Consider the following 17,111-nt stretch of genomic DNA (forward strand, 5'->3'; position numbering starts at 1 on the left):
CACAAAAACAGCTGTGCGCCTTTATTAACCGCGGGGGGTTAATAAAGGCGCACAGCAGAGATCAAGCAGATGCGGACTGCAGTTCCGCTTCCTTCTCGTCACGGAGGGCCTTGCTGAGCTTCTCACCCTCGATGTCGACGTTCGGCAGAATCTTGTCCAGCCACTTCGGCAGCCACCACGCCTTGTCGCCGAGCAGTGCCATGACGGACGGGATGATCACCATGCGCACGATGAAGGCGTCGAAGAACACCGCCGCGGCGAGCGCGAATCCGATCGACTTGATGAACGAGTTCGGTTCTGCGATGAAGGCACCGAACACGGAGATCATGATGACCGCGGCCGCACTGACCACGCGGGCACCGTGGTTGAAGCCGATTGTCACGGCCTCCTTCGCGCTCGCGCCGTGGACGTACTCCTCACGCATACGCGTCACGAGGAACACCTGGTAGTCCATCGCCAACCCGAACACCACGCCGATCAGGAAGATCGGCATGAAACTCACGAGCGGTTGTGGGTTCGAGATGATGCCCAACCAACCGTGCTGGAAGATCGCCACCGTCGCACCGAATGTCGCGAGCACGCTGAGCAGGAAGCCGAGCGTCGCCGTCAGCGGAACCAGGATCGAACGGAACACCAAGAGCAACAGAATGAATGCAAGGCCGACCACTACGGCAAGGTAGGGCACCAATGCATCCTTCAGCGTGTCCGAGACGTCGCCTTCGAGTGCGGTCTGACCGGTGATGCCGTAGCTGACGCCGATCGAATCGTTGAGTCCCGCTTCTGCTCCGCGGAGGCTGCCCACCAGATCCATCGTGGCCGGATCGGTCGGTCCGCTCTTCGGAGTGATCAGTACCTGCGCGGTGTTGCCGGCCTCGTTGACTCCGACGACCTGTGCGTTCTGGACGTCACCGAAGCTCGAGATGGTCGAGACGACCTCCGCAAAGGCCTCCCCGGCGGGGACGCTGGCATCCTTGGCGTCGACAACGGCGATCAGCGGTCCGTTGCGGCCGTCACCGAAGCCCTCGTCGATCAGGTCGTACGCCTGACGCGCACTGGTCGCCGGGTCACCGGTGGCCTCCGACGGCAATGCCAGGCTCAATCCCGTTGCGGGCAGAGCCAATGCGCCCAGAAGGACTACTCCACCGATCAGCGGCACGAGCGGACGACGAACGACGGCGGTGATGAAGCGCAGAGCCAGCTTCGGCTTGCCTGAATCATCGTTTTCGGACTCCTCCGCACGCTTGCTGAGGAAGGGAATCTTGCCGGCAAAAGCCTTGCGCCCGAACATACCCAGGATCGCGGGCAGCAAGGTCAATGCGATCAGGACCGCGATCAGCACCGTGAAGGCCGCTGCCGCACCCATGTCCGAGAGGAACGGGATACCGACGACACGCAAGGCAACGAGCGCGATGATGACTGTCAAACCGGCGAATACCACTGCGGAACCGGCGGTTCCGACGGCGCGACCTGCTGCTTCGGCACGGTTGTCGGTGAGGGTGAGCTCATGCCTGAACCTGGACATGATGAACAGCGAGTAGTCGATCGCCACGGCCAGACCGATCATGATCGCCAGCGTCGGAGTCATCGAACTGAGATCCATGAATCCGGTGGCAACCGTGATTCCAAGGCTGCCGATAGCGATACCGATGATCGCGGTGAGGAGCGGAAGCCCCGCGGCCACAAGCGAACCGAACGTGATGGCCAGAACGACAGCGGCAACGGCGATACCGATCAGCTCGGTGACACCACCGGGCATCTCCGCTTCCTGAGCAGCAGAACCACTGACCTGGACATTGAGTCCCTCGGCCCGACCGACATCGGCTGCGGAGTTGATCGAATCACGCAACGCCTGATCGAGATCGGCGAAGTCACCGCTGAACGGAACCTCGACGTACCCGACCGTGCCGTCGGCACTGAGCGGCGACAACGCGCGCGCGTCGTCCACGGCCTGCGTCTCGGAAGTTCCAGCCGCAGCAGCCTTTTCCTTGAACATCGCAACCATGGAGTCGTTGCCGGTAACCGGATTGACCAACGCCTTCGCGGCCTGTTCCGGAGTGGCAGTCGCCGGGTCCACCTTGGCGGAGTCGGCGACCTTGTCGATGCCACGAATACTCGCGAGCATGTCGTCCATGGCCTTGACGTTCGCCGGATCGGCCAGCGTCGTGCCCGCCGGAGCTTGCACTACGTATCGCGCGCTCAGCGAATCCATCGGGTTGGGCGCGTCGGGAAAACGCTCCGCCATCAGGTCTTGCGCCTGCTGTGCCGGGGTTCCCGGAATGGAGAACGAATCCTTGGTGGGGCCGGACAGAGTGGCTGCCCCGACGCCCATCAGGACCAGGATTATCAGCCAAACGCTGAGGACCGCGCCTTTTCGCCGGTAGGCGAACTTGCCGATCCGATAAAGATAGGTGGCCACGACGGGCTCCTTGCTGTTTCGGTGCGTGTACGTGGACAGGTATTACGTGTGGGGCTCAGAGACGGGACATCTCAGGGACGCGACATCTCAGGGGCGGGCGGCGGCGCGGGCAATCCGGCACGAATCTGCCGAAAAGCGTCGTGAACCAACTCTTCCGGACTGGAAGCCTCCGACTTTCCGCCAGTCCAGACGTCGATCACCGATTTAGCGGCTCCGCCCACCGCTCCGAGGAGGAGCGTCGGGTACAGGTCCTTCTCGGCGTCGGTACCGGTGCGTTCCGCCAATGCCTGAACGACTGCACGGTTGATCCGCTGATGCATGTCTGCGGCATCCCGGTAGAGCGCGGGACTCGAATCCGACAGCAGCCAGATACTTGCCTTCTCACTCCCACTCGGACCTGAGTCGTTCACGATTTCGACCACAAGTTCTTCGAGGACGTCGAGAATTGGTTCGTCCGCGGGCCGCGACGCAAGCGCCTCGATCCACAGGTTCACCGATTCCTCGAAACTGGCGAGCACTGCCTCCTCCTTGCTGGAGAAGTAGTTGTGGAACGTCCTCGTCGACACTCCGGCCTCGGAGGCGATCGCGTCAGCGGTGACGCATTCGATCCCCAGCGCACGAGCGAGCCGTGCTGCCGCGCCACTGAGTGCGGCACGGGTTGCTGCCTTCTTGCGGTCGCGAAGGCCTTGTTCGATGATCACTCCAACACGGTACCCAACTTGCAGAGCTCTGCAACTTTGCAGAGGTCTGCAATATTGTGCGATCGAACACACAGCGCGGAAACTCGAGGCGTACCTCACACCCACGCACGGCAAATGCCTGAACAGCGCGACAGAGAGAGTTGTGAGCAGCTCCACGGCGTGACGCCCACTGCCAAGTTGACGCGTGAATCAACATGGCCTGACATACTTTGCGGTGAATTAACCGCAATGTGCTCGGCGAAGGAATCTGATGGACCCGCTCCTGCATACCTGGCCGGTTTCGTCCACGGTAATGCTGTGGGGATCGAAGTCCGGACGAGGCTCCGTACTACGTCTCGTCCGTCTCACCATCGGATTCTGCTCACTCAATTTCTCGATCGTGGCGTTCCTGTTTCTCCTCAGCGGAGAGGGCCCGGACGGACCGTTTGCGCGCAGTTGGCTCGTCGGCATTGCGACCGTCAACCTGATCCCCACGATTCTCTGGTTTGTCGGCCGAATCAGAGGTTCACGCATGCTCAAGCTCTACGGTCTGTGGGCGGATCTCGGAACTGCCTCGATTCTCATCACCTTCACCAGCCATAACGCCGCCCTTTTCGGCGCGGCACTCTTTGTGGCCACCGGCGCCTACTTCACCTATTTTCTCGACCGCCGCTGGCTGGCATTCCACCTCGCCTTTGCCACGACGTTTGTCATCGCCCTGACCGTGCTCGGCCTGACGAACGGCGACTACTCGGCAACCAGCGTGATTGCACGCACCGACGTCGTACTGTGTGCCGTGATCTTCATTCCGGCCACCATTCAATTCACCTGGCGGCAATTACTCTCGCGCGCAACGGGATCCAAGGTGGATGCACTCACCGGACTCCTGAACCGGCGAGGGCTGTGGGACATGTCGGAGCGTATCTGGTCGGTCGCGTCGGCAAATCGTGCCGACATTGCTGTTGCCGTCGTCGACATCGACAAGTTCAAGGCTGTGAACGACACCTTCGGTCACGAAGTCGGTGACGCCGTCATCATCCGGACAGGAACGCGCCTGCAGGAGCATGTGAACGGTTTCGGCTACGCCGCGCGCACCGGCGGCGAGGAGTTCACCGTTGTGATGATCGGCACCCCGTACGGACTTCGCAAAAGAATCGCGACACTGCCCAAAGCCGTCGTGAACGCTTCCGACGACCCCTTGGCCACGGTCAGCGTCGGAGCAGCGACGCTACCTTTCATCCCGTATCAGGAAGAGTTCGACTACAACGAGTTCTCCCGAGCAATCGTTGCGGCCGATCATCTGATGTACGACGCAAAATCCGCGGGAGGCAACACTGCGAACACTGCTCCTATGACTGTTCCGCGTCGACGGGCACCCTGAAACCGGGCTGTATCAGCGCCGATTCCACGCCTCGGGATCTGCCGTCAGTTCGTGAATGAACTCGGGCAACTCCCCACCTGCAACATCGGTGAGTGTGACATTTTCGAGCACAGCACGGAGGTTGACGCGCACTGCAATCCACACCTCCTTGAGGGGCGTCGCCGGCCCCCCGTAGTCGACGTCTTCCGGTCGCTGACCCCGAATCGAAGCAAGCGGTCCTTCGACGGCTCGTATGACGTCGGCAATCGTGATCTCGTCCGCGGACCGAGCGAGCCAGTATCCCCCGTCCGGGCCTCGACGGCTGTTGACCAAGCCGCCGCGCCGCAGGTCGGAGAGCACCGCTTCCAGGAACTTGTGGGGTATGACCTGGGATTTGGCGAGAAACTCGGCCTTGGCCGGGTCAGGACCTACTGCCGCGAGCTCGACCAGAGTCCGCACGGCGTAGTCCACCTTCGCGGTGATATGCACCGGCAATTCCTACCATCGTTCTATGAATAGTCGCAACAAACCTGCGAGTTCTTCGCCGCAAAGGGTTCCATGACGTTACATTTTGATGCATGATGTAACGATCGAAGCTAGAGAACAGGACAAATCGCGTGTGGGAGACCCTTCTCGAATCATGGAAGTCACTTCTCGAACCGCTCCATGATCCAGTCACGCTCGCAATCCCCGCGTTTGTCATCTTCCTGGCAATCGAATGGTTCGCGGCCCGCGCTCTCGAGGATCATCCCGACGACGCCGACGGACGCGCACGACCCGAGGAAGGCGGCTACCGAAGCGTCGACGCCAGAACCAGCGTTCTGCTCGGACTCGTGTCGATCGCAACGAGCACCTTCTGGAAAGTGCTGGCGCTGATCGGCTATTCCGCAATCTGGGTGTACCTCGCTCCGTGGCACCTCTCGCCGACGGCCTGGTACACCTGGGTGATCCTGCTGCTCGGAATCGACGTCCTCTATTACGCGTATCACCGCATCGCGCACCGAGTTCGGGTCATCTGGGCCACACACCAGGCTCACCATTCGAGTGAGTACTTCAACTTCAGCACCGCACTGCGGCAGAAGTGGAACAACAGCGGTGAGATCATCATGTGGTTGCCGTTGCCGTTCCTCGGGATTCCGCCGTGGATGGTGTTCGTCGGCTTCTCCGTCAGCCTCGTCTACCAGTTCTTCGTCCACACCGAACGTGTCGGAAAACTTTGGCGGCCCATCGAATTCATCTTCAACACGCCGTCGCACCATCGCGTCCACCACGGGTCCGACGCCGAGTACCTCGACCGCAACTACGCCGGAATCCTCATCATCTGGGACCGGATGTTCGGAACATTCGCAGCCGAAACCCACCGGCCCACCTACGGACTCACGACGCCGGTCGGAACGTACAACATCTGGAAGCTCCAAACACGCGAATACGCTGCCATCGCTCGCGACTGGAAAGCGTCGAAGTCGTGGCGCCAGCGCGCAGGCTACGTGTTCGGCCCACCCGGCTGGGCACCCAAAGCCGAGGTTACTTCAACAGAATCCACAGCCCCGTCGCACTGAGCAGGAGCAGGGCGACCGCGAGAGCTGCACCCATACCCAAAGCTGGCGTTGCCTTTTCGGCTGAGAACTGGGCCAACCGCCTGGGCCGCGACCGACGTTCGTAGACCGTCACCGCGACGACAAGCACGGCAGCGAGGGACGGGCCGATCAGTGCTAGCGAACCGAACGGCGGCAACCATCTCAAACAGGCGGCAGACAAGCCGAGGATCGACAGACTCGTCCGTACGAACGAGAGCGATGTGCGCTCGGACTGCAAGCCCTTGTCCGGAGGCTTGACACCTTCCGACGGTTCCAGCGCGGTCAATCAGTTCACGACCTCGACCACCAGGACGGTCGCGCAGATCACCAGCACGATGCCGACCACCGGCGCCATGAGCGGTACCGGCAACGGGCGCTCAGCACGCAGTGCTCGCTCGGCGCTGATCCAGTGAACAAACGAAGTGATGGCGATCAGAGCGCCGCCGACGAGTAACAACGCGGCCAAGCCGGCACGAACCGTCGGGTTGAGAATGTCGCCGCCGAACGCTTCGAGTCCGACGCCCGACGCGACAAAGGCCGTCGCCGTGCGGATCCAGGCCAGATACGTCCGCTCATTGGCGAGAGTGAACCGTGGATCGGGGTCTTCGCCCGTTCGGAACGGTTTCCACCGGGGCATCACCTGTTCATTCCGTACGGGCAGAAATCGCACACTGCCTTCGGAACGGACAACAAGAAAGGAAGGTCATGTCCTTAATCTTCCCTGCCCGCCCCGAAGCAGTGCGAATCGGGTAGACGTAATTCAGCTCGCGGCGAGTGAGACGAGGAAGTCCACCGATCCACTGGCGTCGACGGTGACAAAACCGAGGGACGGGGGTTCAACTCCGAAATCGGTCCAGGTGACCGGAATCGAGCCCGATGCGATCAGCGAATCACCCGAATGCAGCACGGTCATGTCGACCGACACCGGCTTGGACTGACCTTTGAGTGTCAAGGTGCCAGACACCGTGACCGTCGCCGTTGTTCCGTCCGTCGGCACAGCAGCCAAGTCCACCGGCGAGTCGATCGTGAACGTCGCCGTCGGATACGTGCTGGTATCCATCACATTGCCCGTGAACTGGCCGTCGCGCCGATCCGAGTCGGTCTTGATGCTTGCCACCTGCACCGTCACTTCGCCTGAAGTGAGCTTTTCACCCTCGACAACCGCGTTTCCGCTCACCTCGCCGGTGGTTCCGACGACGGTCACACTCGATCCGTTCAGAATCTCGTGCACGGTGTATCCCGCTGCCGTCTGGTTGTCCCCCTGCCCGGCGACGACGGTCCACTGCCCGTCGATCGATCCGGACGCCGCTTCTGCACCCTGAGTGGATACCACGGCCGCCGGCGCATCGTCTTCAGCGATGAATTTCCCGTACGCCCACGGCCCCACAAGCAGGGCGAGTACGACCACAACTACTGCTCCGCCGATCCACCAGATCTTTTTCATGGGTTCGACGATAGTTGCAGCTTCAACGATTGTCAGGACTTACGACCTGGGAGAACCCTGTGAAAGCGCTCCACGAACACCGAAAGCGGGCACACCCACAGCCATTAGTAATCATTTGGTAAAGTAGTTTTTGCATTCCGGCCCCCAGCCTGGAGTGCCTGGGCCGTGCGCATCGAATCATGCATCGATCCCGATGCGCACGGTCTGCCCGAAACACGAATCACACCGATCGGGGGAGCTCGCAATGGCGGACCTGACGCTCCTGACCGACGACGAGTTACGCGAGCGTCGGATCGCCCTCAGTCGATCCCTCACTACCGCAGCAGATTTGATCCCCACCCCGCCACCCTCGTTCTTCGAGAAGCTGAAGCAGGACATCGATGCCGCCGCTGCAGAGTGGATCGCCCGCCGCTCCTGAACTTCGTCAACCTGGGAATATCCACCGGAGGACGGCCCCTCCCCCATAAGACCTAGTGCGGCTTCCGATCTCCTCCGAAGTCCAGCGCTGTCCTCGTCCGAATGGCGGACTGGCCGGTCGTCCGATGGTCCAGTCGGAGCGTGTCCGTCCTGACGGTCGGGCAGCGCTCGCACGCCAGGTTTACCACACAAAAAAGCTCCCCACCTGCGTGAACAGGTGGGGAGCTTTGGCGGTGGCGGAGGGATTTGAACCCTCGGACGGGGGTTACCCGTCACACGCTTTCGAGGCGTGCTCCTTAGGCCGCTCGGACACGCCACCGTTGGTGACTTTACCGGATGGAGTGCCCGTGGCTGAAATCGCCAGGTGGAGCGGTATTACGTGAGCTTGTCCTTGATGCTGGAGGCGGCGTCCTTGACCTTCTCGCCTGCATCCTTGACGGCCGATTTCACCTGGTCGCCCTTGCCTTCGTTTTCGAGGTCCCGGTCACCGGTAGCGCTGCCAGCAGCTTCCTTGGCCTTGCCCCCGAGGTCTTCGGCCTTGTTCTGAGCCTTGTCTGCGATTCCCATGAGTACTCCTCTGTGAACGCGAACGAATCGCCTTCCGACGATCCGCCGATGCCCTGACGGCATCTGCCTCCACCATGCCCTCGATTGCTGGATCCGGCTACCCGAGTGTGCGATCACTCTCGATGGGGAATACCGATTTCAGGCCCGCTGCTCGCGGAAGAAATCTTCCAAAAGCCCAGCGCATTCGTCCTCGAGGACCCCGCCGCGCACCTGCGGCCGATAGGTCAATCTTTTATCTCGAACTACGTCCCATAATGATCCGACGGCTCCGGTTTTCGGCTCCCACGCCCCGAAAACAACCCGAGAAACCCGGGCGAGGACCAGAGCGCCAGCACACATCGTGCATGGCTCGAGGGTGACGGCCAGCGTCGCACCTTCCAGGCGCCAGCCGTCACCGTAGATTCTTGCGGCAGCGCGCAACGCCAGGATTTCGGCGTGCGCGGTCGGATCGGACGACGCCTCCCGGGCATTGGCGGCCCGAGCAACTTCGACGCCGTCTGCGTCGAACACCACTGCCCCGACCGGGACGTCTGCGTCGGAGGCGGAACGTGCGGCCACGATGGCCGCACGGATCATGCGCTGATCGTCAGCGAGAGTCATCTAACGCGGGAGCTTGTCGAGCGCTGCGCCGAACTCGGACGCGAACCCGAGTCGCTGTGCGATCATCCCCAACTGCTCGTCCGGATAAAGGTCGGTCTCGGCCGCGATGACAGCGAGCACGGGTTCCGGCAGGCCCAGATCGGCCAGGACGGACAGGTCGCCCTCTTCCCAGGGTTCGACATCGTCGAGGTCGTCCGGGTCGATGTCGGGGATCTCGATGTGCAAGGCGTCGAGGACGTCAGCTGCGATGTCGTAGTCGATGGCGGCGGTCGCGTCGGAAATCAGCAATTGCGTGCCGGACGGCGCCGGACGCAACACGATGAAGAACTCGTCGTCGACGTCGAGAAGACCGAAGACGGCACCCGAACTTCGCAGCTCACGCAGCTGCGTTTCGGCGGCCGAGAGCGAGGTCAACGCGTCGGGCGTCAGTGCCTTGACCGTCCAACGCCCCTCTTCACGGACCACCGCGACACCGAAGCCTTCAAGCTCCTCCGACTGGTTCGAAGAGGCGCTCTTGTTACCCGCGCGCTGTGCACCCATGGCGCAACGGTAGCCCGCCTGGTGCCAGTGAGTGAAGTCCGAGCATCGATGTGCCAACCTGAACTCGTGTCTGCGATCGATTCCGCCCCACCAGTCTGCGTTCTCGGCCTCGGATTGATCGGCGGTTCGCTACTTCGCGCCGCCGTCCGATCCGGTCGTCAGGCGTGGGGTTACAACCGTTCCAGCGAGTCCGCCGACGCGGCCCGAGCCGACGGTTTCGACGCCGACACCGATCTGGTTTCAGTGCTGCAGAGAGCGAACGAGAGCGGTGCGATCATTGTGATCGCCGTGCCGATGCCTGCCGTCGACGCCACCTTGGAGGCAATCGCCGCGCATGCGCCGAACAATCCGATCACGGACGTCGTCAGCGTCAAGGGCGAAGTGAAGGCCGCGGTCGAACGAGCGGGCTTGAGCGCCAAGTTCGTGGGCGGTCATCCGATGACGGGGACGTCAGCTTCGGGTTGGGCGGTCGGGGATGCCGATCTGTTCGTCGACGCGGTGTGGGTCGTTGCCACCGACAACGGCGTCGACGCAGACGTGTGGTCGCAGGTCGCCGACCTGGCACTCGACTGCGGCTCGGTGGTGGTGCCAGCCGAATCTCTCGAGCACGATCGAGCAGTCGCGCGTATCTCTCACCTGCCCCACCTACTGGCGGAAACACTCGCGATCACCGGAGCTGCCGGCGGCGAACTGGCCCTTGGGCTGGCCGCCGGGTCATTTCGCGACGGCACCCGCGTAGCCGGGAGCGCTCCTGGCCTGGTGCGGGCGATGTGCGAGGGCAACCGTGACGCCCTGCTGGTCGCACTGGATGAAGCGCTCGTCCTTTTGCAGGGTGCACGTACCGATCTGCTCGACAACGGCTCCACGGCACGATTGGTGGACGCAGGGTTCGCTGCGCGCGGCGCTTACGAGTCGCACGAGCGTTGGGACATCGAAGACCTTCGGGTCGGAGAACCCGACTGGATCGAGCGGATGCGGGACGCCGGTCGACGCGGTGGTGTCATCCGGCGATCCGAAACCTAGAAGTACGAAACCTAGATTCGAGTTGCCAGACCCGGGTAGTCGAGGACGAAGCCTTCGGTATCGACGGCCAGCGTCGAGCTGGACACCGGGGACAGCACACTGATTCCGTCGGTGCCGCTGCTGTAGGTGATGGTCGCACCCTCGACGCGCAGGTCGAGAAGGTTGACGTAGACGACCGGGACCTCGGCGTCTTCGATGTCGTTCTGCAAGCCGACGCGGCGGATGGGCAGCGTGTTGAAGAACGGGCTGAGGATCACGTCGACATCGAGTGCGCCATCGAACGCAGAGCGCTGGTGACTGGCGCCGTTCTCGACCATCCAGGTGCCTTCTTCGTCCCGGCTGATCGACATCTGACGCTCACCGGCGGCCAGGGCGGTCCGCACCGACAGCCTGCGGGTGATGCCGGCCTCGTCGGTGACCAGGTCGTATGACGCGCTGAATGCAGGGTGCTCACTGCAGGCTCCACCGATGATCCGGCCGGAAGCCTTGATGCGATTTCCGTTCAGCTGCACACGAACAGACTCCATACGAGGAGCGTTGTGGGCCTGCCAGGTCAATACCGCGGGCCAGGACGCGTCACCGGAAGGTTGGATGCTCACCCGACCACGGTAATGGACGAACGGGCGCGGAGCACCGCTGGTTCGGGTTATTGCTTCGATCAGGGACCTTTTAGGGACTTCGATCGGCCCCGAAGATCTCGATGTAAGGCGTTTCACAACGGTTCTTCCGTAAGGAGCACCCCGCAGACCGAATAGTTGGCAAACGGTGTCGGAGTTCTCGAGTACCGTGCTTCTAGGTCGGTTCGTGAGGAAGGGTGCTGTGACGTCGTCGCGGAGCATGGTGGGTTTGTTTGCCGGTATCGGCGGGCTCGAGTTGGGGCTCTCGGAACATGGGTGGAACACCGAACTGCTGTGTGAAATCGATCCGGGCGCCCAGGCAGTTCTCCGTTCGCGTTTCGCCGACGTGCCGTTGCACGGCGACGTCACCAAACTGCGCGCGCTGCCCAGCGACATCGAATTGGTGGCCGCCGGTTTCCCCTGCCAGGACCTCTCTCAGGCCGGCAAAACGGCGGGCATCACCGGCGCACGCTCAGGCCTGGTGGACGAGGTGTTCCGTCTGGTCAAGCGCAAGAAAGGCCCGCGCTGGCTGTTGATCGAGAACGTTCCGTTCATGCTGCAACTCGGCAAGGGCGCTGCCATGCGGCACATCACCGACGCTCTCGAAGACCTCGGATACACCTGGGCATACCGGGTGGTCGACGCCCGCGCCTTCGGACTCCCCCAGCGCCGCCAGCGCGTCATCATGCTTGCCTCGCGCACGGACGATCCTCGCGAAATCCTGTTCGGCCAGGACGCCGGCGAGCGCCTGGGAGGTGATCCCGCGGACTACCCCTGCGGCTTTTACTGGACCGAAGGCACCCGCGGACTCGGATGGGCCGTCAATGCCGTGCCGACGCTCAAGGGCGGCTCGTCCGTCGGCATCCCCAGCCAGCCGGCGGTCCGGTTGCCGTCCGGTGAGATCGTCACTCCCGGCCTCGTCGACGCCGAACGCCTGCAGGGTTTCGATCCCGACTGGACGCTTCCGTCCGTCGAGGTTCCCGGCCTACGCCACAGCCACCGATGGAAGCTCGTCGGCAATGCCGTGAGCGTGCGGATGGCATCGTGGGTCGGTGGCCGGTTGAACGATCCCATCGAATACGACGCCGCCGGCGAGACGCCACTCGAACCGGGCGACGCGTGGCCGAGTGCGGCGTGGGGCCGTAACCGCCAAGCCTTCCGCGTCCACACCTCGACCTGGCCGGTCCAGTACGACTACGAGGATCTGAGCGGTTTCCTCGAGGACACGCGGTTGCTGTCGGCGCGGGCCACAGCCGGCTTCCTCAAGCGCGCACGCATGGGCAACCTTCGGTTCATCCCCGGTTTCATCGAGGACGTCGAAAGCCATCTCGAGCGGATGGGCGGATACCCCGAGGCCGCGGCATGACGGAATCACTGTTCCCCGAACCTGAAACGCTATTCCCCGAACCCCTGCTTTCCGAGCCGGAACACGAACCACTGTGGAGCGCACTGCAACTCGCGGGCGACAAGCCCCCGGCCGACGCCGATCGCGGCGAGAAGAAGAACTACGCCCAGCGACTCTCCAATCAACTGGCACAGACGGTGGCCGACGCTCTGCGTCCGCTGTATCCCAACATCACCCCGACAGCGTCCGGCGAAGGCCAGGAGGCAACCGTTGATGTCGCCAAGGGCCGAAAGCGCTTGGACGTCAAGGCACTCGACCCCACTCTCGGCCTGATCCTCTGCGTCTCCATCAAGACGTACAACTTCCAGGACTACAGTCCCCGCAGCGGAAAACTTGGACGGTGGACCAAGAACATCGTCCGCAACGACCACGAATTGCGTGGCGAGGCAATGGTTCTGCATCAGCGTCAGCCGTACAGCGTGTTGGTCGCCGTCATGTTCGAGCCGTACGCCACGTGCGACGACGGCGACCCGACCAAGACCAGCGACACCGGCAAATCCTCGTTTGCACACCACGTCACGACGCTCTCGAAGCGCTCGGGCCGGGGCAAGCGCGCGGTGGTCGGCGTTCCAGGAAAGGCCTGGGTGGATCTCGGCGCCGAGGACACCCGCTACGACCTCTTCGAGAAGGTCTACATCGGACTCTACGAACCCGATGGCGCGGTTCGGTTCTTCGACGTCGACGAGCCGCCGCCGCGCAACGGCCGGCCCACCGAAGCTCAGACGCTCTCGTTCACCGACTTCGTGACCGTCGTGCACGGTGAAGTGGAGCGTCGCAACAGGTTTGCGCCCACCTGGTCCGATCCCGAAGACAGCGACGATTCCGACGGTTGAGGGAACCACGGTGCCTGCGACGGATCCTGCCACCAGCGCTCGGATGAGCGCTCAGCGTCGGCGCGACACCAAACCTGAAATTGCACTTCGACGCGAGCTTCATCGGCGCGGACTCCGGTACTTCGTGGACCGGGCGCCTGTCAAAGGTGTTCGCCGACGCGCTGATCTGGTGTTTCCGCGCCGCAAAGTCGCGGTGTTCGTGGACGGATGCTTCTGGCACAGCTGCCCGCAGCATGCGACGTTTCCCAAGAACAACGCGCAGTGGTGGACGGACAAGTTGGCCGCCAACGTGGTTCGAGACCGCGACACCGATGCACGTCTGGCAGAGCAGGGTTGGACCGTCATCCGCATCTGGGAGCACGAAGATCCGCTGGTAGCAGCCGAACGCGTCCAGAAAGCCCTGCTCGGTCCGTAAGCTCGATTTCGTGAAGGAACGCAACGTTGCGCGGTGGGGTTTGGTGGCTGCGCTGGCTCTGGGCGGAATCGTCTACTCGTCGTGGATTCTCGAATTTTTCCTCGACACCGGCCTCGACCCGGTGACATCGTTCCTCAGCGAACTCGATGCCGAGAACCAGAAATACCGTGACGTCTTCGGCAATGCCGACGTCCTGTCCGCGATCTTGATGTTGATCTCCGGAGCGCTGGGTCTGCTGATCACGCCCAGGCGCAGGCTCTACGTCACGGGCTGGATTGCACTTGCAGTGTTCGGCATCGCCACAATCGCCGACGCGTCGTTCCCTCTCGAATGCTCGGGCGAGGGTTGCCCGTCGAGCGCACCCGACGGTCTACTTCCGCAGCTCCACCATGTTCACGCATTGACGAGCAGCGTGGCGGTGTTCGCGATCTTCACCGCGATGATCGCATTCACCGTGGGAGCGTTCAGGTATCGCGAACACCGGTCGTTGCGTACGACCGGCCTGACCATTTTGATCCTGACTTCCCTTGCGACGGTGTGGATGTTGACGACCAACAGCATCGAAGTCTCCGGCGGCGGTAATCTCGGACTGGGTATCGCTCAACGCGCACAGGTGCTGGGGATGTCGTTGTGGTTGTGCACCCTGGCATTTGCGATGTCGAGGCCGCCATCCACCGGGCTCCCGGCGTCGCCACGCTGACAGGTTTTCCGGCAAGCGATTCGGGCGATCCTGGAACTACAACTGAAAATGGCTGCCCCGAACTAGCGAAGGTGTGCCCATGTCTCTCGCGTCGTCGTTCTTCGCCCATCCACACCAGGCGTTCACTGCCGGTTTCTACCGCAACGAGTCCTTCGACTTCGAGCTACGAGTCGTTCTCGGGCAAGCCACCTACGGCGCGGCAGACACCGGCGAAGTGCTCTCGGCCATCGCTCATGTCGGCGAGAAAGACCTCGAGGGCTGGTACGAGGCCTGGTTCGACCTCGGCACACGAGTATTCGGGCACGCCGATGAGGCGGCCGAGGCCGGGCATTCACGAAGCGCGTCCAACGCGTACCTGCGGGCGGCGTCGTACTTCGGTGTGGCGATCAACGCCGTCGACGGTCTCAGCGACGATTCGGTTTTGGTCCCCACTTTCAAACGTCACCGACAAGCGTGGGACCGCTTCGTCGACACCACCGCCCAGCCCGTCGAACGCGTCCGGATCCCTTACGAGGACACCTACTTGCCCGGGTACTTCTTCCGGCCGCCCGGCGACGTGCGACGGCCGACGTTGATCATGGTGAACGGTAGCGACGGCCCGATCAGCGGACTGTGGGGCAGCGGCGGCGCCGGGGCCCTCGAACGGGGCTACAACGTGTTGATGTTCGACGGACCCGGTCAGCAGTCGATGCTCTTCGAGCGCAACATCCCGTTCCGTCACGACTGGGAATCCGTCATCACGCCCGTCGTCGACTATCTCGTGGACCGGCCGGACGTCGATGCGTCGAAGCTGGCGATCTACGGGATCAGTCAGGGCGGTTACTGGGTACCGCAGTCGTTGGCGTTCGAGCATCGGATCGCGGCAGCGATCGCCGATCCGGGGGTCGTGGACGTGGCCGCGTCGTGGCTCGCCCATATCCCCAAGAACATGCAGAAGCTGCTCGACGAGGGGAAGTCGGAGGCCTTCGACCGCGACATGGCGATAGGGCTGGGGATGAAATTCTCGAAGGACAGCGCCCGGATCTGGTGTTTCCGAGCGCGTCCGTACCTCGCCGACGGTTACTACAACACTCTCGCCGAGGTTCGGAAGTACCACCTCGAACACGTCGCCGGCTCGATCTCCACTCCCCTGCTCATCACCGATCCGGAAGGCGAGCAGTTCTGGCCCGGTCAATCCAAGCGGCTTGCCGCCCTATCCGGCGGACCGACGACGGTGGTTCCCTTCACCGCTGCCGAAGGCGCGAACTTCCACTGTCAGCCCATGGCGAGGCGTCTGACGGATCAGCGAATGTTCGACTGGCTCGACGAGCAGTTGGATCTCTGAATCAGGACACTTTCTCCTTTTTCGTCAAGAGAGTGGCGAGCATCGGCAGCAGTAGAACGGTGATCGCCCCGGCCGCGACAAGAATCGACGCGTTGTCCGACGACATCTGATGCGCGTCGACGGCAGCGCCCGTGACCGCCACGATCATGGGCAGACCGGTAGCCCCGTACAACGCGACTTGCGCACTTTCGCGCGTGGTGAAGGGCGGCTCGACCTTCTCGAACTTGGTCACGAAGAACACCGGCACGCCGCGGACGACAACGATCAGGATCAGAAACGCAATCAGTATGCCGGGACTGGCGGCGACCGCCGAGACGTCGATTGCCATGCCTGAAGTGATGAAGAAGATCGGGATGAGGAACCCGAAGGCGATCCCGTCGAGCTTGATCTCGAGGCGCTCGTCGCCCTCTGGCATCAGTCGCCGCAGGATGAAGCCGGCGGCAAACGCGCCGAGAATGACGTCGAGTGAGAACACGGCCGACAGCACTCCGAGGCTGACCAACAACAGAACGGTGAGGCGGACCGTCGTCTGCGCCGTGGTGTCCGCTCCTGCCCGCACCAGCCGATGTGTCCACGAGCCTTCGTGAATCAGCTTGCCGGGCAGCACCGCCACGACGATGGCGATCAAGGCGAAGACGGCAAGAACGATCAGCGACAGGACGGCACCACGGGCACTCAGCAGCACCGCCATCGCGACGACCGGCCCGAGTTCGCCGACGGCCCCGTGATTGAGGACCGTCTTGCCCAAGCGTGTGTCGAGGAGTTTGTTGTCCTTGAGGATCGGCAACAGCGTGCCCAGTGCGGTCGACGTCATTGCGATGGCAACAGCGGCTTCCGCGGAGATCACGTTCCTCATGCCAAGCAGCGCGACCACCGTGAACGCCAACGCGAGGCAGAACAGCCACGTGTAGAGCGCTCGACGTCCGCCGCGCCCACTGAGTTCCTGTCGGTCGATCTCGTAGCCGGCGAGCAGGAACAGCATGCCGAGGCCGAGTTCGCGGAGGATTCCGATCGCTTCGCTGTCAGCGGCGATGTTGAGGGCGAACGGCCCGACCACTGCGCCCGCGACCAGTAGCAACACCACTTCGGGAACCAGTCGACGCGGGATCAAGCCCGCGACTATCGGCGCGATGGCCGCGATCAGCGCAATCCAGAACAGCGACGAGGCAATTGAAGGCACGGATCATTATCGG

20 protein-coding genes and 1 tRNA gene are annotated in these 17,111 nt (G+C 62.8%); 9 read left to right on the plus strand and 12 right to left on the minus strand.

Annotated elements, in window-relative coordinates; all coding sequences use genetic code 11:
• Positions 1–61: 61 nt before the first annotated feature.
• On the minus strand, positions 62–2,416 hold the full coding sequence (locus tag H351_RS01360) for an MMPL family transporter (RefSeq protein WP_019746493.1): 2,355 nt from the start codon (positions 2,414–2,416) through the stop codon (positions 62–64).
• A gap of 71 nt (positions 2,417–2,487) precedes the next feature.
• Positions 2,488–3,117, minus strand: a complete 630-nt coding sequence (locus H351_RS01365; protein WP_007731646.1) for a TetR/AcrR family transcriptional regulator — start codon at positions 3,115–3,117, stop codon at positions 2,488–2,490.
• A 250-nt stretch (positions 3,118–3,367) separates the two neighbouring features.
• Here H351_RS01365 and H351_RS01370 point away from each other — a divergent pair, with 250 nt between their 5' ends.
• Positions 3,368–4,477: a sensor domain-containing diguanylate cyclase gene (locus tag H351_RS01370; RefSeq protein WP_029254271.1), complete on the plus strand. Its 1,110-nt coding sequence runs from the start codon at positions 3,368–3,370 to the stop codon at positions 4,475–4,477.
• Positions 4,478–4,489: 12 nt separating this feature from the next.
• Here the strand turns inward: H351_RS01370 and H351_RS01375 are convergent, their stop codons facing one another.
• Positions 4,490–4,945 carry an RrF2 family transcriptional regulator gene (locus tag H351_RS01375; RefSeq protein WP_003943908.1) on the minus strand — a complete coding sequence of 152 codons (456 nt, stop codon included), beginning with the start codon at positions 4,943–4,945 and terminating at the stop codon, positions 4,490–4,492.
• Between the two features lie 128 nt (positions 4,946–5,073).
• Here H351_RS01375 and H351_RS01380 point away from each other — a divergent pair, with 128 nt between their 5' ends.
• On the plus strand, positions 5,074–6,015 hold the full coding sequence (locus H351_RS01380) for a sterol desaturase family protein (protein WP_029254270.1): 942 nt from the start codon (positions 5,074–5,076) through the stop codon (positions 6,013–6,015).
• Here the strand turns inward: H351_RS01380 and H351_RS01385 are convergent.
• From H351_RS01385 to H351_RS01395, 3 genes are all read right to left on the minus strand, one after another.
• Positions 5,981–6,319, minus strand: a complete 339-nt coding sequence (locus H351_RS01385; protein WP_029254269.1) for a DUF202 domain-containing protein — start codon at positions 6,317–6,319, stop codon at positions 5,981–5,983. The genes H351_RS01380 and H351_RS01385 overlap by 35 nt on opposite strands.
• Complete coding sequence (locus H351_RS01390) at positions 6,320–6,670, minus strand: YidH family protein (RefSeq protein WP_029254268.1); 351 nt, start codon at positions 6,668–6,670, stop codon at positions 6,320–6,322.
• 123 nt (positions 6,671–6,793) lie between these two features.
• Positions 6,794–7,477, minus strand: coding sequence for a YceI family protein (locus tag H351_RS01395; protein WP_019746487.1), 684 nt, complete (start codon positions 7,475–7,477; stop codon positions 6,794–6,796).
• A 244-nt stretch (positions 7,478–7,721) separates the two neighbouring features.
• Between H351_RS01395 and H351_RS32225 the strand changes: the two genes are divergently transcribed.
• Positions 7,722–7,895, plus strand: coding sequence for a hypothetical protein (locus H351_RS32225; RefSeq protein ID WP_003943953.1), 174 nt, complete (start codon positions 7,722–7,724; stop codon positions 7,893–7,895).
• Between the two features lie 227 nt (positions 7,896–8,122).
• Here the strand turns inward: H351_RS32225 and H351_RS01405 are convergent.
• The 4 genes from H351_RS01405 to H351_RS01420 all read right to left on the minus strand — a co-directional run bounded on the left by H351_RS01405 (position 8,123) and on the right by H351_RS01420 (position 9,601).
• Positions 8,123–8,213, minus strand: a tRNA-Ser gene (locus H351_RS01405).
• 56 nt (positions 8,214–8,269) lie between these two features.
• A complete protein-coding gene (locus H351_RS01410) occupies positions 8,270–8,461 on the minus strand; it encodes a CsbD family protein (RefSeq protein ID WP_003943869.1) in 192 nt (63 codons plus the stop codon).
• A 138-nt stretch (positions 8,462–8,599) separates the two neighbouring features.
• A complete protein-coding gene (locus H351_RS01415) occupies positions 8,600–9,061 on the minus strand; it encodes a nucleoside deaminase (RefSeq protein ID WP_019746485.1) in 462 nt (153 codons plus the stop codon).
• Positions 9,062–9,601 carry a tRNA adenosine deaminase-associated protein gene (locus H351_RS01420; RefSeq protein ID WP_003943823.1) on the minus strand — a complete coding sequence of 180 codons (540 nt, stop codon included), beginning with the start codon at positions 9,599–9,601 and terminating at the stop codon, positions 9,062–9,064. It abuts the gene before it with no gap.
• 48 nt (positions 9,602–9,649) lie between these two features.
• Between H351_RS01420 and H351_RS01425 the strand changes: the two genes are divergently transcribed.
• Complete coding sequence (locus H351_RS01425) at positions 9,650–10,624, plus strand: prephenate dehydrogenase (RefSeq protein ID WP_029254267.1); 975 nt, start codon at positions 9,650–9,652, stop codon at positions 10,622–10,624.
• Positions 10,625–10,635: 11 nt separating this feature from the next.
• On the opposite strand, the gene H351_RS01430 is transcribed toward H351_RS01425, so the two are convergent.
• Positions 10,636–11,223 (minus strand): putative glycolipid-binding domain-containing protein, encoded by a 588-nt coding sequence (locus tag H351_RS01430; RefSeq protein ID WP_019746484.1) that lies wholly within the window; start codon positions 11,221–11,223, stop codon positions 10,636–10,638.
• 238 nt (positions 11,224–11,461) lie between these two features.
• Between H351_RS01430 and H351_RS01435 the strand changes: the two genes are divergently transcribed.
• The 5 genes from H351_RS01435 (at position 11,462) to H351_RS01455 (ending at position 15,918) form a co-directional block, all read left to right on the plus strand.
• On the plus strand, positions 11,462–12,607 hold the full coding sequence (locus H351_RS01435; protein WP_174531793.1) for a DNA cytosine methyltransferase: 1,146 nt from the start codon (positions 11,462–11,464) through the stop codon (positions 12,605–12,607).
• Positions 12,604–13,479 carry a hypothetical protein gene (locus H351_RS01440; RefSeq protein ID WP_029254265.1) on the plus strand — a complete coding sequence of 292 codons (876 nt, stop codon included), beginning with the start codon at positions 12,604–12,606 and terminating at the stop codon, positions 13,477–13,479. The genes H351_RS01435 and H351_RS01440 overlap by 4 nt, the downstream gene beginning before the upstream one ends.
• Before the next feature lie 10 nt (positions 13,480–13,489).
• A complete protein-coding gene (locus H351_RS01445; RefSeq protein WP_019746481.1) occupies positions 13,490–13,894 on the plus strand; it encodes a very short patch repair endonuclease in 405 nt (134 codons plus the stop codon).
• A 10-nt stretch (positions 13,895–13,904) separates the two neighbouring features.
• A complete protein-coding gene (locus H351_RS01450; RefSeq protein ID WP_029254264.1) occupies positions 13,905–14,594 on the plus strand; it encodes a DUF998 domain-containing protein in 690 nt (229 codons plus the stop codon).
• 79 nt (positions 14,595–14,673) lie between these two features.
• Complete coding sequence (locus tag H351_RS01455) at positions 14,674–15,918, plus strand: alpha/beta hydrolase family protein (RefSeq protein ID WP_029254263.1); 1,245 nt, start codon at positions 14,674–14,676, stop codon at positions 15,916–15,918.
• Between the two features lies 1 nt (position 15,919).
• Here the strand turns inward: H351_RS01455 and H351_RS01460 are convergent, their stop codons facing one another.
• Positions 15,920–17,098, minus strand: coding sequence for a cation:proton antiporter (locus H351_RS01460; RefSeq protein WP_019746478.1), 1,179 nt, complete (start codon positions 17,096–17,098; stop codon positions 15,920–15,922).
• Positions 17,099–17,111: the final 13 nt, after the last annotated feature.

Origin of the sequence: Rhodococcus erythropolis R138, from assembly GCF_000696675.2 — a bacterium.
Taxonomy (GTDB): domain Bacteria; phylum Actinomycetota; class Actinomycetes; order Mycobacteriales; family Mycobacteriaceae; genus Rhodococcus_F; species Rhodococcus_F erythropolis.

What these genes read in the sequence shown, in the direction of transcription:
- H351_RS01370 (WP_029254271.1), top strand. Translation starts at nt 3,368, where the DNA reads ATGGACCCGCTCCTGCATACCTGGCCGGTTTCGTCCACGGTAATGCTG.
- H351_RS01390 (WP_029254268.1), bottom strand. Translation starts at nt 6,670, where the DNA reads ATGCCCCGGTGGAAACCGTTCCGAACGGGCGAAGACCCCGATCCACGG.
- H351_RS01395 (WP_019746487.1), bottom strand. Translation starts at nt 7,477, where the DNA reads ATGAAAAAGATCTGGTGGATCGGCGGAGCAGTAGTTGTGGTCGTACTC.
- H351_RS32225 (WP_003943953.1), top strand. Translation starts at nt 7,722, where the DNA reads ATGGCGGACCTGACGCTCCTGACCGACGACGAGTTACGCGAGCGTCGG.
- H351_RS01410 (WP_003943869.1), bottom strand. Translation starts at nt 8,461, where the DNA reads ATGGGAATCGCAGACAAGGCTCAGAACAAGGCCGAAGACCTCGGGGGC.
- H351_RS01415 (WP_019746485.1), bottom strand. Translation starts at nt 9,061, where the DNA reads ATGACTCTCGCTGACGATCAGCGCATGATCCGTGCGGCCATCGTGGCC.
- H351_RS01420 (WP_003943823.1), bottom strand. Translation starts at nt 9,601, where the DNA reads ATGGGTGCACAGCGCGCGGGTAACAAGAGCGCCTCTTCGAACCAGTCG.
- H351_RS01425 (WP_029254267.1), top strand. Translation starts at nt 9,650, where the DNA reads ATGTGCCAACCTGAACTCGTGTCTGCGATCGATTCCGCCCCACCAGTC.
- H351_RS01435 (WP_174531793.1), top strand. Translation starts at nt 11,462, where the DNA reads ATGGTGGGTTTGTTTGCCGGTATCGGCGGGCTCGAGTTGGGGCTCTCG.
- H351_RS01440 (WP_029254265.1), top strand. Translation starts at nt 12,604, where the DNA reads ATGACGGAATCACTGTTCCCCGAACCTGAAACGCTATTCCCCGAACCC.
- H351_RS01455 (WP_029254263.1), top strand. Translation starts at nt 14,674, where the DNA reads ATGTCTCTCGCGTCGTCGTTCTTCGCCCATCCACACCAGGCGTTCACT.